Raw genomic sequence first — 17,999 nt, 5'->3', positions numbered from 1 at the left:
TTGACCTACGATAGGTATAGGTTAATTCTTAGGCCGAAGATGTGGGAACAATAATACATCTCGTATCGACGGAGCATCGGTAAACAACATCACCAGGCGATCGATGCCTATGCCCTCGCCTGCCGTCGGCGGCATGCCGTGTTCCAATGCCGTGACATAGTCGGCGTCGTAATGCATCGCTTCGTCGTCGCCGGCTTCTTTTTCCTCGACCTGCTTACGAAAACGTTCCGCCTGGTCTTCGGCGTCGTTCAACTCGGTAAAACCGTTCGCAATTTCACGCCCGCCGACGAAAAATTCGAAGCGGTCGGTCACATGCGGATCGTCATCGTTGCGTCTGGCCAATGGTGACACTTCGACCGGATAGGCGGTAATAAACGTCGGATTCATCAAGCGATGTTCCACGGTTTTTTCAAAGATTTCGATTTGAATCTTACCGAGACCGTAGCCGTCCTTGACCGGGATTTTCAAATTTTCAGCCACCTTCGCCGCCGCTTCGCGCGTCGCCAAATCGTCGACCGCCAAATCCGGATTGAAATGCAGAATCGATTCGACCACGGTCATGCGATCGAACGGCTTGCCGAAGTCGTATTGTTCGCCTTGGTAAGTAATTAGCGTTTGGCCGAGTACTTCGAGTGCGATGCCTCGCACCATTTCTTCGGTCAAATCCATCAAGTCGTGATACTCGGCATAGGCCTGATAGAATTCAAGCATCGTGAATTCCGGATTGTGCCGTGTCGACAGTCCTTCGTTGCGGAAATTGCGGTTGATTTCGAAAACCCGCTCGAAACCGCCGACAATCAGTCGTTTCAGATACAATTCCGGCGCAATCCGTAAAAACAGCTCCATGTCCAAGGCATTGTGATGCGTCTTGAACGGGCGAGCGGTTGCACCACCGGGAATCGCCTGCATCATTGGCGTTTCGACTTCGAGAAATTGTCGCGCTACCAAGAATTCTCTTATGTATGTAACGATTTTCGAACGGATCAGGAAAGTCTTGCGCGATTGCTCGCTCATGATCAAATCCAGATAACGCTGGCGGTATTTGATTTCTTGATCGGCGATACCGTGGAATTTTTCAGGCAACGGCCTAAGCGCCTTGGTCAATAAACGAATATCGTCAACTTTGATGCTCAATTCGCCGACATTGGTTTTGAACAATACACCCTCGGTGCCTATGATATCGCCAATGTCCCATTTCTTGAACTGATCGTTGTAGAAACCTTCCGGCAGATGATCGCGCGCGACATAAAGCTGCATTTTGCCGGACATGTCCTGGATATGACAGAAACTTGCCTTACCCATGATGCGGCGAGTCATCATGCGCCCGGCAACCTTGACTCGGATCGGATCGGTCTCGAGCTCTTCCTTGGTTTTTTCGCCGTATTCGGCCAGCAATTCGCCAACCACGACATTACGTCTGAAGTCGGTCGGGAAAGCGATACCGCGCTCGCGAATTTCGTTCAATTTGCTGCGGCGTTGTCTGATTTGTTCTTGTTCGTCTTGAATTTGGATTTCGGACATGTAAAATTTTTTTTGATCGAATTTAATGTGTTTAAACAAATCGCGCGATTTTTTGAAAGTGAATTGCACGAATATATTTAATTATTTAATTGTAACTTTGTTTTTCTTGAAACTTGATATATGTGTTTGAGCTACCATTTTCCCCATTTCTACGCTCTACTTTTACATAGTCAAGTGAAGTAATGAGTTTACTTAATTTGGTATAACCGTAATTCCGAGCATCGAAAGAGCTATCTACACGTTGGATATAAGAGCCGACTCCACCTAGATTTGCCCATCCATCATCTTCTGAAGCTGAATCGATAGCTTCTTTGATAAATTCCATTAATTTTTTGTCATTCAATAAATATTCTGTAGTTTTTGTTGTTTCGTTTCTGCTTGTTTTTTGTTCAGCGCCGTTATTAATAGCAGAGTTTCCAATGGGCTCAGTAATCACTTCTTCCATAATGGTTTCGGTAAAAATGAATTTGTTACAGGCAGCCCTAAATGCCTCTGGTGTTCTTCTTTGGCCTATTCCGATAACTTCAAGTCCTGATTCTCTTATTCGAGTTGCTAATTTCGTGAAATCGCTATCACTTGAAACAAGGAAAAAACCATTAAATTTACCCGTATAAAGTAAATCCATTGCATCGATTATCAAAGCTGAATCTGTGGCATTTTTACCCGTGGTATAACCAAACTGTTGAATTGGCTGAATAGCATGTCTATTTAATACTTCTTTCCAAGATTTAAGTTGGGAATTAGTCCAGTCTCCATAACATCTCCTGGACGTTGTTTCTCCATATCTTGCTGCTTCATTTAGTACTGCTTCTATTGCTTTAGCTTGGGCGTTATCTGCATCTATTAATAAAGCGAATCTTTTAGTTTCTGATGGGTACACTGTATATTTCCTTATTAAGTCATGCGTGCTACTGTTTCTTTAATAAATATTAGTTATAACCCGCTTTTCAAACTCGCTTCGATAAATTGATCTAATTCGCCGTCGAGTACTGCCTGTGTGTTGCCGGTTTCGACGTTGGTGCGTAAATCTTTGATGCGCGATTGATCCAAGACATACGAGCGGATCTGACTGCCCCAGCCAATATCGGATTTGGAATCTTCAAGCGCCTGCTGTTGCTCGCTACGTTTCATGATTTCCATTTCATATAACTTGGCCTTGAGCTGTTTCATTGCGGTGTCTTTGTTCTTATGCTGTGAACGATCGCTTTGACATTGCACGACGATGCCGCTTGGCCCATGAGTAATCCTGACCGCGGACTCGGTCCGGTTGACATGCTGACCACCGGCCCCACTGGCTCGATAAACGTCGATGCGCAAATCGGCCGGATTGATATCAATATCGATATCATCGTCGATTTCGGGGGATACGAAAACCGAGGCAAATGAGGTATGGCGGCGGTTGCCGGAGTCAAACGGTGATTTTCTTACCAATCGATGCACGCCGGTTTCGGTTCGCAGCCAACCGAAGGCGTATTCGCCTTCGAACTTGATCGTTGCGCTCTTGATGCCGGCGACATCGCCCGGCGACTCTTCGATCAATTCGGTCTTGAAACCTTTCGCTTCGCCCCAACGCAGATACATGCGTTCGATCATTGAAGCCCAATCTTGTGCTTCGGTGCCGCCGGAACCGGCCTGAATATCGAGAAAGGCATTATTCGCGTCCATTTCGCCGGAGAACATGCGCCGAAATTCGAGTTCGGCGACTTTTCTTTCGAGTTGATCAAGGTCGTTCGCAACCGTATCGACGGTTTCTTCGTCTCCCTCTTCTACTGCCATCACTAGTAACTCTTCGGCGTCGGCGAGGCCGTGATCCAATTCGTTGATCGTATTGACGACTTTTTCGAGTTGCACCCGTTCCTTACCCATAGCTTGAGCCTGTTCGGGGTTGTTCCAAATTGAGGGGTCTTCGAGTTCTTTCAGAACTTCGACGAGGCGTTCGCTTTTGATATCGAAGTCAAAGATACCTCCTAAGCGCGTCGCCGCGGCTTTTGAGGTCGGTGATTTTGTTTTTGATAGGATTAATTTCTTGCATGAATTTTTATAATCTAATGAAACCGAAAGACCATTGGCCGAACATTGACTCGCAATTAATCGGCCTCATGGAAAAACATTAGATTATATACGATTAGCGCGTTTCATTCATAAACGAAAAACGATTGAACGGCTAACCCCAACGATCGTCGCGAACTTGAAGACGGTGGTTTTCGATACGCAACGGAAAACATGCGATGTCTTCATAAGCCGGCGCGGACTTGACTGCGCCGGTTTTGACGCAGAATCGAGCGCCGTGTCTCGGACAAACGATTTCGTCTCCGTCGAGTTCGCCGCTGGCGATTTCTGCACCGTCATGCGTGCATACATCCTCAATCGCGAAAAATTCGCCGTCTATTTTGAATATCGCGACATCGGCGCCATCGACTTCAACAACGACATGTTCGCCATCGGCCAATGCATCTTGATCGACGACATCTATCCAATCGGACATGATAACTCCTGAGTTTTAGCTTTTGATATACACATCGTAACGCAACAGTTTGCCATGAAAACTCTGACTCGGTTTCCCGCCGAGCGGCTGCGCATAATCGGGACTCTTCACGACCACTTTTTTCTCTGCTGCCTGCATCGCGATTTCAAACAAGGCGTCTTTATCCGGATCATCGCCGAGTAGTTCGTGCAAGATTGTCATCGATTTTTTCGCCAACGCCGATTTTTTGCGTTTCGGCGGAAACATCGGATCGATATAGATGCAGTCGGGCTTCGGGTCGAGCCCAGCGAGAATTTGTATGGCATTGCCGGCGATCAATTCGGGTAATTCGAGCGATAGGTTTTTGACCCACTTCAATTCGCCTAAACGTCGAAAAGCATCTTGCAATAGCTCAACCATGACCGGCGAACGTTCGATGCAGCGCAGCCGGTAGCCCATTCTGAAAATATGCAGGCTGTCCTGGCCCCAACCAGTCGTCGCGTCGACGACGGTCTGCGTTTTTCGCCCCAAGGACTGACCGAGCGGCGTGTTTTTCGGCGCGGGCCAGGACCTTTGCTCGCCGGGCCGTGGTTCGATATCGACCGCCAGACCGCCTTTTTTCAGCAGTTCACGATCGAGCAGTTTCAGCACACCGTCGCGCCAGGTCAAATAAAATGATTCAAGCGGATCGAAGTTGGGTTCGGACGGCACTCTAAGCGGAACGCCCAATCTTTCGGCCAATCGCTTAAAATCAGCGGCATCGCCCTGCCCTTCATAAAGCACCGCGAGTTTACCGATATAAAGTTGCTCGGACAAAGGCGCTTATTCGGTCGAAACCGCTTGTTTTTCGTTCTTCAGCGCGGCATCGAGCGTATGCCAAGCCAGCGTCGCGCATTTGACTCGTGCAGGATATTCCCTGACGCCGGCCAACACGGCCAGCTTGCCGACCGCTTCGAGATTGATCTGTTCGTCCTTGCCGGTCGTCATTTCGTGAAAAGTCTTGAACAAGGCTTCGGCTTCGGCTTCGGTTTTGCCTTTGACGATTTCGGTCATCAATGAAACCGACGCGGTCGAAATGGCGCAGCCTGAACCCTGAAAGCTCGCGTCTTCGATCACATCGCCGTTCATTTTTAAGTAGAGCGTCAGGCGGTCGCCGCACAGCGGATTGAAACCGTCCACTTTCCTATCTGCATTCTCGATGATCCTGAAATTACGCGGATTGCGGTTGTGGTCGAAAATGACCTCTTGGTAGAGATCTCTTAAATCGTCAAACATTAACCAAATACCTCTATTAAAGATTCTATGCCGTTCATCAATACATCGATTTCTTGCTTCGTATTATATATCGCGAACGACGCTCGCGCGGTTGCGGGCACTTCGAAAAAGTCCATGACCGGCATTGCACAGTGATGCCCGGCTCTCACCGCGATGCCTAGGCTGTCCAGCATCGTGCCGATATCGTGCGGATGGATTTTGTCCAGTACGAAGGATAGGATAGCGCCTTTTTCGGCTGCTTCGCCGATGATTCGAAGGCCTTTGATTTTCTTAGCCTGTTCGGTCGCGTAATCGAGTAGCTCGGCCTCATATACGGCGACAGCGCCCATGCCGATTTCGTTCAGATAATCGATTGCTGCGCCAAGGGCTATTGCGTCGGCGATGCTCGGCGTACCGGCCTCAAATTTATAAGGCAGCGTATTGTACTCGGTTTCTTCGAACGTGACTTTGCGAATCATGTCGCCGCCGCCTTGATACGGAGGCATCGATTCGAGCAAGGCTTGTTTGCCGTACAACACGCCGATGCCGGATGGGCCGTATAGCTTATGGCCGGAAAAAGCATAAAAATCGCAGTCGAGATCGAGCACATCGACAGGCATGTGAGGTATCGCTTGTGCGCCGTCGAGTAATACCGGAATGTTCTTGTGATGCGCGGCTGCGATGATTTGTTTGACCGGATTAATCGTACCCAAGGCATTAGACATATGAGCGATCGAGATCAGACGCGTTTTATCGCCGATCAATTTGATGAATTCGTCGAGAATCAGTTCGCCGCGAAGATTGATCGGAGCGACTTTCAGTATCGCGCCGGTCTGCTCGCTCAACATTTGCCATGGCACGATGTTGGAATGGTGTTCCATCGCGCTGATCAGAATTTCGTCGCCGGCTTTGATGTTGGCTTTCCCATAGCTTTGCGCGACCAGATTGATCGATTCGGTAGTGCCCTTTGTGAAAATGATTTCCTTGCCCGATTCGGCATTGATAAAATCTTTGATCTTTTCCCGAGCTCCTTCGAACTTATCGGTCGAGCGTACGCTGAGCGTATGCACTCCGCGATGCACATTTGCATAATCATGGCGATAGACGTGACTGATGCAATCGATCACGACGTTCGGTTTCTGGCTTGAGGCCGCATTGTCCAGATAGACCAGCGGTTTATTACGGATTTTCTCGTTCAGGATCGGAAAATCGTTGCGTATTTTATCGATAGGAAATTGAGTCATGGTTTGCTAGTTTGGCGTATATTCTTTATATTTTATCTTTTTGTAACTATTCAGCGCATGCGGTAGGTTGGTGTCAGGCATTGATTTCTAAGCACGCGTGAATACATCCCTGTAAGCTCTGACTGCAACGTCCTGTTGCAGACAGACTTATAAAGCAATGCCCGACACCTTCTCATACATGAGTTATGCTGAATAATTACATCTTTTTTAAAATCAACCGGTTTCAATTATGGTGATCGCGAATCCTCGAAAACATCTGACCAATATCGACGAATGGCGCAGATTGGGCGAAGCCAGCATTTTCCCGCCCGACAGCCGTCTCGAACTGATCAACGGAGAAATCTTGGAAATGTCCCCAATAGGCTGCAATCATGCCGGTCATGTCATTCGGCTAATGAATTTCTTTGCCATGCGCGTAGCGGGAAAGGCTATCATGAATGCGCAAAACCCGTTGCAACTCTGCGATCTGTCCGAACCGGAACCTGACTTCATGCTCTTGAAGCCGAACCCGGATTTTTACTCGACCCGTCATCCTGTCGCCAACGATGTCTTATTGCTGATCGAAGTTGCCGATTCGTCGCTCGATTTCGACCGTAACCAGAAAATGCATCTTTATGCTTTACACCAAATTCCCGAGTACTGGCTTCTCAACCTGAAAGATTCCTGTGTCGAAATTTACCGAAAGCCGGCCGGCGATCTTTATGCAGAGAAGCGAACATTGACGTTCGGTGATTCGATCGCCTTGTCCGAACTCCCTGAAATCACAATCGATATCGGCGACATACTTTAACCCAGCCTTGGTATAACCCCAGCCTACGCCGTGTTTTGAACTGGTCGGCTGGGATGAAACAAAGCGAAATCCCGGCAAATACCCCTTACAGCCAATCTTGCGTGATCCCTTGCTGCGGAAAGCGCTTCAGCACTTCGGCAAGCACCAGGTCGTGTAGGCTTTTTTGCTTTATCTTAGTAACCATCTCGTTCGCGAACGCGAAAGTCAGCATGTTACGGGCGGTTTCCTCATCGACGCAGCGCGATTGCAGATAAAACACCGACTTTTCGTCGAGCTGTCCGACCGTCACGCCATGCGCGCATTTGACATCGTCGGCATAGATTTCCAGCTGCGGCTTGGTGTCGACTTCAGCATCGTTCGATAACAATAAATTGCGATTGTTCATTTCCGAATCGGTCTTTTGTGCATCCTCGGCGACAACGACACGCCCTTGAAACACGCCGCGCGCTCTGTCGTCCAACACGCCTTTATAAACTTCGCGACTGACTGCATACGGTTCAAGGTGATTGATGCGCGTATGGTTGTCGAGATGCTGCCGTTTGATACCCAGATACAAACCGTTCAAATTACATTCGCTCGCATGGCCGAGGTCGACATGAATATCGCTTCTCGCCAATAGGCTTCCGAAGGCGAAATTGTGATGACTGAAACGTGCGTCACGAGACTGTTTCACATAAGTACCGCCGAAGTGATACGCTTTTTCCGATTCGCATTGCAGTTTGAACATAGTCAAATCGGCGTTCGGCTCGACGAACACTTCGGTGACCGCCGCCGATAGATAGGCTTGATCGACGCCGACGTAGGTTTCGATCATTTGCGCCTGCGCCATCGATTCGGCAATCACGAGATTACGCGTCGCCGCCAAGCGATTCGGGTCGGTGACGACATGCAGCAATTGCACGGGCTTGTCGAGCAAGGTTTTGGCCGGTATGCGTATGAATGCGCCATCGCCGAACCAAGCGGTATTAAACGCGACGAAACTGTGCTCATCAATGCTAACCGCTTTGCCGAAGTAAGATTCGACTTGCTCGGCATCGGCGTCAAGTAGTTCGTTTAGGCTCTTTATCGTGACGTTTTTCGGAATGCCTGCTAGGTTGGACAATTCAGCCGAGTAATAGCCGTCGACTAACACAATTTGCCAGCAATCGGCCAAACAATAATTTTTGAGCCAATCTTTGTCTATTTGTTGATCGCTCGGCTCAAGACGAGGTTCGAACAAATTTTTCTCGATGCTGGATACGTTCGTATAGCGCCATTCTTCTTCCCGCAGCGACGGAAAACCGCGCCCGGAAAATTGTTTCAGCGCATCATTGCGCAATTCGAGCAGCCACGGCAGCGATCCTCCGGGCAACTTCGCTTCGATTTTCGAATATTCTGCCGTATAACGGCTAGCGGTTTGCGTAGTCATATCAAGCGGCCTGTTTGTTTTCAACCCAGCTATAACCTTTTTCTTCGAGCTCCAATGCCAACTCCGGCCCGCCCGATTTGACGATTTGTCCGTGCGCCAAGACATGCACGAAATCCGGCTTAATGTAATCGAGCAGCCGTTGATAATGCGTAATCATCACGAACGAACGCTCCGGCGAACGTATTGAATTGACGCCCTCTGCGACGACTTTCAATGCATCGATGTCGAGACCGGAATCGGTTTCGTCGAGAATGCATAGTTTCGGCTCTAACACCGCCATTTGCAGGATTTCATTGCGCTTTTTCTCTCCGCCCGAGAAGCCTTCATTGACGGCCCGGTACAGGAATCTTTCATCCATTTCGAGCAGACGAACTTTTTCTTTGATCAACGTCAAAAAATCCATCGCGTCGACTTCGGGCAAGCCTTGGTGTTTGCGAATCGAGTTCAGCGCAGCTTTCAATAAGTAAATATTGCTGACCCCCGGTATTTCGACCGGATACTGAAAGGCCAAAAACACGCCTTCGCGGGCTCTGATTTCAGGCGCCATTTCAGTCAGGTCTTTGCCTTCATAAGTTACTTGACCTTGGGTGACGGTATAACCGCTCTTGCCTGACAAAACATGGGATAGGGTGCTTTTTCCGGAGCCGTTAGGCCCCATGATGGCATGAATTTCGCCGGGTTTCACTTGAAGATTAATACCTTTCAAAATTGGTTTGTCGCCCACGCTAACGTGGAGATTTTCAATGTTGAGCATGTTGATTTCCTAAAAATTTATATGGTTTGATCGTTATAAAGCCGCGTTCATTAGATGATCGTCGCTAACCTACCGATCCTTCCAAACTAAGCCCTAACAAAGCCTGCGCCTCGACTGCAAATTCCATCGGCAATTCCTTGAAGACCTCTTTACAGAAACCGTTGACAATCATGGAAACCGCGTCTTCGGCCGAAAGTCCGCGCTGCTGGCAGAAAAACAATTGATCCTCGCTGATTTTCGATGTCGTCGCCTCGTGTTCGACCTGCGCTGAAGGTTGTTTGACCTCGACATAAGGGAACGTATGCGCGCCGCATTTGTCGCCGACCAAGAGCGAATCGCATTGCGTATAGTTGCGCGCATTTTCGGCACCTTTCAAGACTTTGACCAAGCCGCGATAAGTGTTCTGCGCCCTGCCCGCCGAAATGCCCTTAGAAATGATCGTGCTGCGCGTGTTTTTGCCGATATGAATCATTTTCGTGCCGGTATCGGCTTGTTGATAATTGTTAGTCAACGCGACAGAATAAAATTCTCCGATCGAATTATTGCCGGTCAATACACAGCTTGGATACTTCCAGGTGATCGCCGATCCGGTTTCGACTTGCGTCCACGATACCTTGGAGTTTTCACCACGGCAATCGGCGCGCTTAGTCACGAAATTATAGATACCGCCCTTACCCTCCTTGTCGCCGGGATACCAATTTTGTACAGTTGAATATTTGATTTCGGCATTATCCAATGCGATCAATTCGACGACTGCGGCATGTAATTGGTTCTCGTCGCGCATTGGCGCTGTGCAGCCTTCGAGATAACTGACATAGCTGCCTTCGTCGGCGATAATCAAGGTTCTTTCGAATTGTCCGGTGTTGGCTGCATTGATTCGAAAATAAGTCGACAACTCCATTGGGCAGCGTACGCCTTTCGGAATATAAACGAAAGAACCGTCGGTAAACACGGCAGAGTTCAGTGCTGCGAAAAAATTATCTCCGGTCGGCACGACCGAGCCGAGATACTGTTGAACCAAATCCGGATATTCGCGCAAGGCTTCGGAAATCGGGCAAAAAATTACCCCGGCTTCTTTCAGCTTACTCTTAAATGTAGTCGCGACCGAGACGCTGTCGAACACCGCATCGACCGCAACACCGGCCAGGCGCTCCTGTTCGTCGAGCGGAATGCCGAGTTTTTTGTAGGCTTCTAGAATTTGCGGATCGACTTCGTCGAGACTTTTCGGTCCGTCTTCCTTACGCTTAGGCGCCGAGTAATAACTCACTGCTTGATAATCGATCGGGTCGAACTTGACGAAAGCCCACTCCGGCGACTTCATCGTTTGCCAATGACGAAACGCCTTCAGTCTGTACTCCAGCATAAACTCGGGTTCATTTTTGATTTTCCAGAGCTTATGAATCACTTCTTCGTTCAGACCGGGCGGAAAAGTGTCGGTTTCCAATTCTGTGACAAAGCCTTGCTTGTATTCTTTTCCGATCAGTTGTTCGATTTCTTTTGCGCTTGCTGACATTTCGTTCTCCGTCGTTACCGGTAAAGACTCGCTACCGGCACATAAAATTCTTCCGGCTTCGATGCCGGCAAAATCAAATCCGCTAGTGTAATTGAATCAAGCGCATTAAAGATAGCTTGATTGATTTTTCCCCAACTGCCGCGGATTTCGCAGCCGCCGGCCTGTTCGCAGTTTTGTTGCGAAATACTGCATTCGGTTAAAGCAATAGGGCCTTCTACGGCGCTAATAATGCTCGCCACAGTAATATGTTCGGGTACGTTCGCCAGCTCATAACCGCCTTTCGCTCCTCGAGTCGAGCAAACTAGGCCGGCCTTGGCGAGTTGTTTTAGAAGCTTACTGACCGTTGCCGGTGCAATACCGGTTATATCGGCGATTTCATTGGCGGCATGCATCTGGAAACGGTTTTTTGCCATATAGCTTAAAATCACTGTCGCATAATCTGTTAACTTGCCTAGACGCAACATACCCTGCTCCAAAAATTCAGGACTATTTTAGTCCTATTTAATACCATAGTAAAGTACTTGGTTATTATTTTTTTTCCATTAGGCTTTTTTATGGGGTTAGGTTAATCATGGGGACGCATGCCAATAGCGCCGATGGGCTAGGCGCTGTGCTTCCAATTTTAGCGTGCGTTTTGTCGTCGTTACGGTCAAAGCACCATGGCGCCCAGTATCAAACCAATTGATGTTTAAATCATCCAAACGTTCGATGACTTCTTGATGAGGAAATCCGAAACGGTTCTTATAACCGGATGGAATCAGTGCGTAACTTGGGGAAACGGCTTGCAAAAATGCATGCATCGAAGATGTCTTACTGCCATGATGCGGAACGATCAAAATATCGGCAAGCAAATCGTAAGCGTATTTTTCAATTAACCAAGCTTCAACGTTTTTTTCAATATCGCCGGTCAACAAGATACTTCCCTGTTCTGTAACAACCTTGAGTACGCAGGAGTTATCATTATTTGAGCGAAAACTGGCCGTTTCGTCGGGCGCCAACATAATAAAAGAGACGCCGTCCCATAACCAACTTTGACCGGTTCTACAAAAATCAGCCGACACATGATCGATTCGCTCCGGCACACTACTCAAAACTGCATCCGTCCTAATACCCCTGAGTAATGAAGCCGCGCCGCCGATGTGGTCGTTATCGCCGTGACTGATAATAAGCTTATCGACTCGATCTATGCCATGATAATGTAAAAACGGCAATAAGACCGATATGCCGCTATCCGATCCGGAATCGAAACGAATTCCGGTATCGAATACCAAAACATGCTTTGCGGTTTGCACTACGGTAGCCAAACCTTGGCCGACATCGAGTAAGGTTAGCTTGACCCCGCCATCTTCCGGACGATCCAAGCTCGGAAAAAATAATGGACAAAGCATTAGGCATCCTAGCCAGCGCCCGCCTAACCCTCGTGGCGTTAATAAAATAAAAACACCCAGCACAAAAAAAGCCACTGCAATCAACGTAGGTTGAGGGTAAGAAAGTATCGCGAATGGCCAATCGGCTAATTCAGCCAAAAACCAAAACAATCCTTTTAATATTGTGTCGACTACCAACAATAAAGGTTCCGCTAACTCAGGTATCGGCCCGAGAAGAAACATGGAAGGAAGCAGAATGGGTACAACCAGAAAGCTAACGACAGGAACTGCGATTAAATTTGCCAGTGGCGCAATTAATGACGTCTGCTGAAAAAAGAATAACAATACCGGCGCAAGTGCTAATGCCATCGCCCAATGAATTTTTAGCGCCGCCAGCCAACGGTTTGTTTCCTGAAGTCGCCCCCCTGCAATGAAGACTATAAAGATAACCGCCAAAAACGAGAGCCAAAAACCGGGGGATAATATCGCCAAGGGATCCATCGACAATACGGCAAATAAAGCTAACGCTAATGTATTGGAGAGAATGACGTTTCTTTGCCAAATGACCGAGAACATAACTGCTGCCAACATGATCAAGGCGCGTTGTGTCGGCACCGAAAACCCGGCCAAACTGGCATAGAGCGCAGCGATAAACAGCGCCGCAAGCGCGCCGGCATGATGGGGCGACAGTCTCAATACTCCGGTTCTGGCCCAGAATTTAACGACCGTTAAATAAATCAATCCTGAAATTAGTCCGATATGCAAACCGGAAATCGCTATTAAATGAACGGTTCCGGTGTTACGGAAGATATTCCATTGCGCTGAACTAAGCTCCTGCCTATCGCCGATTGCCAGAGCCTTGATAATGCCGATTGTATCGCTTGAAACACCTGCATTATTAAGCTTATCCGAAAGTTGTTGACGCCAAGTTGAAATATTAAAAAACGATGATTTGTCCGAAACCATTACAGGCGATGGTCTATCACGAACATAACCGGTTGCCCCGATACCTTCGCTCAGTAACCAACGCTCATAATCGAAACCGCCCGGATTCAAATTGCCATGCGGTCGTTTTAGTTTGACCGAAAACGACCAATACTGGCCGGCTTTAATTTCGTCCTTGGGATTATACCAACTCAAGCGCAGTTTCTTAGGGATGCCTTCAGGACCTTGAATATCGGTTAGGTTGAAACGAACACGCCTATCGCTTTGACGGGGCAGACCGGTAATGCGTCCCTGTATCGGTATTATCTTGCTTTCCAAATCGATCGGGAGTCGATTCGATAAAGCAATCGAAGCAAAAACAATCGCCCATAGCATGCCGAACAAAAAGGTCGCGGCTTTTCGAAATTTTAGTCTGAGTAAAATTCCGATCAGAACGCAAGCAGAGGCCAGCCAATGCCAATCATCAGGTAATTGTGGAAATTGTTGAACAATCCAAATGCCGGCTGCGAAGAAAAACGCGGATCTAGCCATCAGTTCTCTGAGTTATTTATGCTTTTTCGGCTTTTAAAAAACCTGATAAACTAAAGGTCTGAAAAACTATAATTACAAAGATCATGCCTAAAAAGCTCATCAAAAAGTATCTGCCTCATCCCGATAAAATCAAAGAACACAAAAACCTACAGTTTTTGGGTGAGCGCTTACACGAGCCGAATTTATGGCATTTAAACCGCCGTTCGGTAGCGCTGGCTTTTGCAATCGGTTTATTTACAGCCTGGATTCCTGTCCCCGGCCAGATGGCAATCGCCGCGGTTGGCGCTTTTTATTTTCGGGCCAATTTACCTTTGTCGGTCGCGTTGGTGTGGATCACTAACCCATTTACGATGCCGCCGATGTTTTATTTTGCCTATCGAGTCGGACTGCTACTGTTAGCGAGAAAGCCGCATGAAGATGTTGAATTTACCTTTGAAAATGCCATGGCGGAATTAGGCGATATTTGGGCTCCGTTTTTGTTGGGTTGCTTGGTCATCGGTACAATAAGTTCAGCTGCCGGCTATTTCGGCATGAGCAATCTGTGGCGCTATCATGTCGGTAAACGCTGGACTAAGCGGCAGAAGCGCTAGTTTATTTGCTAAAAAAATACCTTGATTCGCCAAAAGTCACGAAAAGTGCTCGATTAATGGCTTGTTTTGGCCTCATGATTCATTCGTTGGTTTAAATGCCCACCCATTGCTACCCCGTCGGGGATGGCAAGGTCTATTTAGGATGTGGTTCCAAAAAACCGACCTTTTTTAGTTTCGTGCGAATAAGTGAAAGTCGATGGAATATGAATGATGCGGTCTTGACAAGCAATTGAAAAGCCACATTATTTCACCATTCACCATTCACCATTCACCATTTCTAGTGATTGACGATCAGACCATCTTCCATATGCAACACGGTATCCATGCGCTGAGCCAGATCCGGATCATGAGTGACAATTAGGAAGCTCACTTTAAGTTCACGATTCAACTCTAACATTAGTTGATAAATTTGCTCGGCCGTTTTACTGTCTAGATTACCGGTCGGCTCGTCGGCTAATACGCATTTCGGTTGATTGATCAACGCCCTAGCAACTGCGGCCCGCTGCCGCTCTCCACCGGAAAGTTCGCCGGGCTTATGCTCCACTCGATGCCCTAAACCGACTCGTTGCAATAGCTCATCGGCCTTATAACGAGCTTGACCGACCGTTTCACCGCCGATCAACAACGGCATCGCCACATTTTCCGATACTGAAAATTCGCCCAGCAAATGATGAAATTGGTAAATGAAACCCAATGAGCTGTTTCTCAGTTTATTTAATTTAGTCGAATTGACTTTATTGAGATTGACGCCGTCCAAAACGACCTCGCCGCCATCGGGTTTATCGAGCCCGCCAAGCATATGCAGCAAGGTGCTTTTACCGGAACCGGAAGCGCCCATGATAGCCACACGTTCGCCAATGCCGATACTTAAATCGACGCCTTTCAATACATCGACATTGAGTCCGCCTTGCTTGAAACTTTTGGTCAAGTCGCGGCACTGTAAAATAGTCGAATCATTCATATCTTAAAACTTCCGCGGGATTGATTTTTGATGCTTGCCAGGCCGGATAAAGGGTTGCGAGTAACGATAACGAAAAAGCCATCCCAGCGATTGTATACACATCCTCCCATTCCAGTTTCGAAGGCAACTCGCTGATGTAATAGACATCGGCCGCCATAAACTGCACGCCGAAAAATTGTTCTATCGCGGGCACAATGGTTTCTACATTCAGCGCCAAGGCAATACCTCCCGCGGTACCCAACAAAGTGCCGACTACACCGATGATTCCACCTAAAACGATGAAAATCCCCATGACCGAAGGCGAAGACAGACCCTGAGTTTTCAAAATAGCGATATCACCGCGTTTATCCGTTACAACCATGACCAGCGTCGATACAATATTGAAAGCGGCAACCGCAACGATTAACAGTAAAATGATAAACATGACCCGCTTTTCGGTTTGAATCGCGCGGAAAAAATTACTGTGCGCTTGCGTCCAATCGCTAACTCGATAATCTTCATACAATGCTTGAGCGATAGATCGACTGATTTGCGGTGCATTGAACAAATCGTCAAGCTTTAAGCGTAGGCCGGAAACCGCCTCCCCCATTCTGAATAATCTTGATGCATCATCTAAATGGATAATCGCCATATTTCGGTCATACTCATACATACCGACTTCGAAAACACCACTGACGGTAAATCGGCGCATACGAGGCAATATTCCGGCTGGCGTCGACGTAATTTGAGGGGTGATTACAGTAATTTTGTCTCCGACCATCGCACCGAGATAGGCGGCCAATTCCGCACCTAAAACGATATTGTATTCGCCGGGTACCAGTTGTTCGAGAGAACCGGCTTTCATTTTTTCAGCAACCTCGGAGACCTGATGCTCCACATTCGGCAAGATGCCACGCAACATCGAGCCGCTGACTCGTCGGTCCGCATTAATCATGACTTGGCCATTAATGAATGGCGCTGTCCCTTCTATATTAGGATAGCTTTCAATCAAGCCATTTAGTTTTTGCCAGTCATCCAATTGGCCATCGAGTCCCGTAACGGTGGCGTGCGAGGTCATGCCCAAAATCCGTTCGCGCAATTCCGCTTCGAAACCGTTCATCACCGACAAGACGGTGATCAATGCGGTCACTCCCAAAGCGATGCCGAGTATGGATGTCAGCGTGATGAATGAAATAAATTGCGTACGGCGTTTTGCCCGCGTATAGCGCAGGCCAATATACAAAATGAGAGGTTTAAACATTCAGTGATGGATAGAGGATGGACGGAATTAGGATTTTTTGCAATTAACGCACAATCCATATAAATACAAGCTGTGATCGGTTAATTCATACCCCAACTTGTCGGCAATCTCTTTTTGCCTGCTTTCGATGACCGGGTCGGTGAACTCGTCGACTTTTCCGCATTTGACGCAAACAATGTGATCATGATGACCGCCTGTATTTAGTTCGAAGACCGAATTTCCACCTTCGAAATGATGTCTTGCAACCAAACCAGCGGCTTCAAATTGAGTCAAAACTCGATAAACAGTGGCTAGCCCGATTTCTTCATTTTCACTCAACAGGATTTTGTAGACCTGTTCGGCAGTTAGATGACGATCGTCTTTTTGGCTTTCAAGAATTTCAAGAATTTTAACGCGAGGTAGAGTGACTTTTAAGCCTGCGTCCCTTAAATCTTGTTTTTCCAAAATAAAATCTCCTATTAATAAATGGATCGTTTTGCTGTCCGGGATAAATTAAATCTGTTCGGTACCTATATCCTTTGCTAGTCAAAGTTCGGTGCCGGGGTGCCCGTCAAAAGACACTGTAAATACGTCCATGTAGGCTCTGTGACAGCATCCATGTCATCTCCTCACCTAGCGTTAGGTGAGGGGCCTAACACCCCGGCACCTCCTCAGGCTAATGCCGAAATTTGAAGTGCGAAAGGTATAAAAAGCAGCGAACTAAAATCAAAAAGCTATTGTAGCCTTTTTTATTAGTAATGAGCATACAGTTTAACAGTGTAGAACTGCATTCTAGGATAATTATTGCAATTGATGTAAGATTGCCGTTTTGCTTATCCCTTAGACGCTAAATGAAAAAGCCGCTTGTCTTTTCATGCTTCCTAGCAAGCTTTATACTCGCCTCATGTACAACCATCATGGAAAACTTGCCGGGTGTCTATACTTTGGATATTCAACAAGGCAATATGATCGACCAGGAAATCATCGATCAGTTGCGTCCCGGCATGAATAAACGCCAGGTTTTATACATCATGGGTTCGCCCATGTTGCTCGACCCTTTTCAACAGCAACGTTGGGATTATATTTTTTCTGAACAATTAGAAGGCGGACCTAGACTGCAAAAAAAAGTGACGCTGCTCTTTGATGAGGATCAATTGATAGGCGTACAAGGCGATTTCAGACCCAGCTCAAAACCCACAGAACGAGTTTCGCACGAGACAACACTTGTGCTACCCAAGCGCAAATTAGAAAAAACAGTTTGGGAAAAAATAACCGGTGTTTTTGGTAGCGATGAAACATCAAGTAGCACGATTGAGTTCAAAAAACCGGCGGACGACAACACAATCGATAATGATCCGCTCACTTCATCTTCCAGGGTCAATTAGATCAAGAATTCCCTCAGAGAGTTGAACTTTCTGAAGGAATTTTACAAGCCAAT

General features: G+C 47.4%; 18 protein-coding genes. 3 read left to right on the top strand and 15 right to left on the bottom strand.

Annotated elements, in window-relative coordinates; translation table 11 throughout:
• Nucleotides 1–21: 21 nt before the first annotated feature.
• From lysS to ACRJJO_RS02195, 7 genes are all read right to left on the bottom strand, one after another.
• Nucleotides 22–1,521: a lysine--tRNA ligase gene (gene lysS / locus ACRJJO_RS02225; RefSeq protein ID WP_125219505.1), complete on the bottom strand. Its 1,500-nt coding sequence runs from the start codon at nt 1,519–1,521 to the stop codon at nt 22–24.
• A gap of 85 nt (nt 1,522–1,606) precedes the next feature.
• On the bottom strand, nt 1,607–2,401 hold the full coding sequence (locus tag ACRJJO_RS02220) for an NYN domain-containing protein (protein WP_125219504.1): 795 nt from the start codon (nt 2,399–2,401) through the stop codon (nt 1,607–1,609).
• A gap of 53 nt (nt 2,402–2,454) precedes the next feature.
• Nucleotides 2,455–3,553, bottom strand: a protein-coding gene (gene prfB, locus ACRJJO_RS02215) for a peptide chain release factor 2 (RefSeq protein WP_125219503.1) whose coding sequence is annotated in 2 segments (ribosomal slippage) — nt 2,455–3,477 and nt 3,479–3,553 — 1,098 coding nt in all. Because the reading frame shifts where the segments join, the coding sequence is not laid out codon by codon here.
• Between the two features lie 132 nt (nt 3,554–3,685).
• Complete coding sequence (locus ACRJJO_RS02210; protein ID WP_125219502.1) at nt 3,686–4,006, bottom strand: non-heme iron oxygenase ferredoxin subunit; 321 nt, start codon at nt 4,004–4,006, stop codon at nt 3,686–3,688.
• Between the two features lie 15 nt (nt 4,007–4,021).
• On the bottom strand, nt 4,022–4,801 hold the full coding sequence (locus ACRJJO_RS02205; protein WP_431064331.1) for a class I SAM-dependent methyltransferase: 780 nt from the start codon (nt 4,799–4,801) through the stop codon (nt 4,022–4,024).
• A 6-nt stretch (nt 4,802–4,807) separates the two neighbouring features.
• Complete coding sequence (gene sufU, locus ACRJJO_RS02200) at nt 4,808–5,260, bottom strand: Fe-S cluster assembly sulfur transfer protein SufU (RefSeq protein WP_125219500.1); 453 nt, start codon at nt 5,258–5,260, stop codon at nt 4,808–4,810.
• On the bottom strand, nt 5,260–6,483 hold the full coding sequence (locus tag ACRJJO_RS02195) for a SufS family cysteine desulfurase (RefSeq protein WP_431064330.1): 1,224 nt from the start codon (nt 6,481–6,483) through the stop codon (nt 5,260–5,262). Before ACRJJO_RS02195 ends, sufU begins: the two co-directional genes overlap by 1 nt.
• A 229-nt stretch (nt 6,484–6,712) precedes the next feature.
• On the opposite strand from ACRJJO_RS02195, the gene ACRJJO_RS02190 reads away from it, so the two are divergent.
• The gene (locus tag ACRJJO_RS02190; protein ID WP_431064329.1) at nt 6,713–7,273 is read left to right on the top strand and encodes a Uma2 family endonuclease; all 561 of its coding nucleotides are present in this window, start codon (nt 6,713–6,715) and stop codon (nt 7,271–7,273) included.
• A gap of 85 nt (nt 7,274–7,358) precedes the next feature.
• Here the strand turns inward: ACRJJO_RS02190 and sufD are convergent, their stop codons facing one another.
• The 5 genes from sufD to ACRJJO_RS02165 all read right to left on the bottom strand — a co-directional run bounded on the left by sufD (nt 7,359) and on the right by ACRJJO_RS02165 (nt 13,791).
• Nucleotides 7,359–8,681 carry a Fe-S cluster assembly protein SufD gene (sufD, locus tag ACRJJO_RS02185; protein WP_431064328.1) on the bottom strand — a complete coding sequence of 441 codons (1,323 nt, stop codon included), beginning with the start codon at nt 8,679–8,681 and terminating at the stop codon, nt 7,359–7,361.
• Nucleotide 8,682: 1 nt separating this feature from the next.
• Nucleotides 8,683–9,435 carry a Fe-S cluster assembly ATPase SufC gene (sufC, locus tag ACRJJO_RS02180; protein WP_431064327.1) on the bottom strand — a complete coding sequence of 251 codons (753 nt, stop codon included), beginning with the start codon at nt 9,433–9,435 and terminating at the stop codon, nt 8,683–8,685.
• Between the two features lie 64 nt (nt 9,436–9,499).
• On the bottom strand, nt 9,500–10,948 hold the full coding sequence (gene sufB, locus ACRJJO_RS02175; RefSeq protein ID WP_404361291.1) for a Fe-S cluster assembly protein SufB: 1,449 nt from the start codon (nt 10,946–10,948) through the stop codon (nt 9,500–9,502).
• A gap of 14 nt (nt 10,949–10,962) precedes the next feature.
• Entirely contained in the window at nt 10,963–11,412 is a 450-nt protein-coding gene (locus tag ACRJJO_RS02170; protein WP_404361290.1) for an SUF system Fe-S cluster assembly regulator, read from the bottom strand.
• A gap of 105 nt (nt 11,413–11,517) precedes the next feature.
• The gene (locus ACRJJO_RS02165; RefSeq protein WP_431064326.1) at nt 11,518–13,791 is read right to left on the bottom strand and encodes a DNA internalization-related competence protein ComEC/Rec2; all 2,274 of its coding nucleotides are present in this window, start codon (nt 13,789–13,791) and stop codon (nt 11,518–11,520) included.
• A gap of 83 nt (nt 13,792–13,874) precedes the next feature.
• Here ACRJJO_RS02165 and ACRJJO_RS02160 point away from each other — a divergent pair, with 83 nt between their 5' ends.
• On the top strand, nt 13,875–14,381 hold the full coding sequence (locus ACRJJO_RS02160; protein ID WP_125219492.1) for a DUF2062 domain-containing protein: 507 nt from the start codon (nt 13,875–13,877) through the stop codon (nt 14,379–14,381).
• Nucleotides 14,382–14,658: 277 nt separating this feature from the next.
• On the opposite strand, the gene lolD is transcribed toward ACRJJO_RS02160, so the two are convergent.
• The 3 genes from lolD to fur are packed head-to-tail and all read right to left on the bottom strand — an operon-like array spanning nt 14,659 to nt 17,026.
• The gene (gene lolD / locus ACRJJO_RS02155) at nt 14,659–15,342 is read right to left on the bottom strand and encodes a lipoprotein-releasing ABC transporter ATP-binding protein LolD (RefSeq protein ID WP_431064325.1); all 684 of its coding nucleotides are present in this window, start codon (nt 15,340–15,342) and stop codon (nt 14,659–14,661) included.
• Nucleotides 15,335–16,582 carry a lipoprotein-releasing ABC transporter permease subunit gene (locus tag ACRJJO_RS02150; RefSeq protein WP_125219490.1) on the bottom strand — a complete coding sequence of 416 codons (1,248 nt, stop codon included), beginning with the start codon at nt 16,580–16,582 and terminating at the stop codon, nt 15,335–15,337. The genes lolD and ACRJJO_RS02150 overlap by 8 nt, the downstream gene beginning before the upstream one ends.
• A 27-nt stretch (nt 16,583–16,609) precedes the next feature.
• Complete coding sequence (gene fur / locus ACRJJO_RS02145) at nt 16,610–17,026, bottom strand: ferric iron uptake transcriptional regulator (RefSeq protein WP_014148470.1); 417 nt, start codon at nt 17,024–17,026, stop codon at nt 16,610–16,612.
• Between the two features lie 452 nt (nt 17,027–17,478).
• Here fur and ACRJJO_RS02140 point away from each other — a divergent pair, with 452 nt between their 5' ends.
• Nucleotides 17,479–17,946, top strand: a complete 468-nt coding sequence (locus tag ACRJJO_RS02140; RefSeq protein ID WP_125219489.1) for an outer membrane protein assembly factor BamE — start codon at nt 17,479–17,481, stop codon at nt 17,944–17,946.
• The last annotated feature ends 53 nt before the right edge of the window (nt 17,947–17,999 follow it).

This window comes from Methylotuvimicrobium sp. (assembly GCF_050611805.1).
Taxonomy (GTDB): Bacteria; Pseudomonadota; Gammaproteobacteria; order Methylococcales; family Methylomonadaceae; genus Methylotuvimicrobium.
This window is presented reverse-complemented; position numbering and strand designations above follow the sequence as displayed.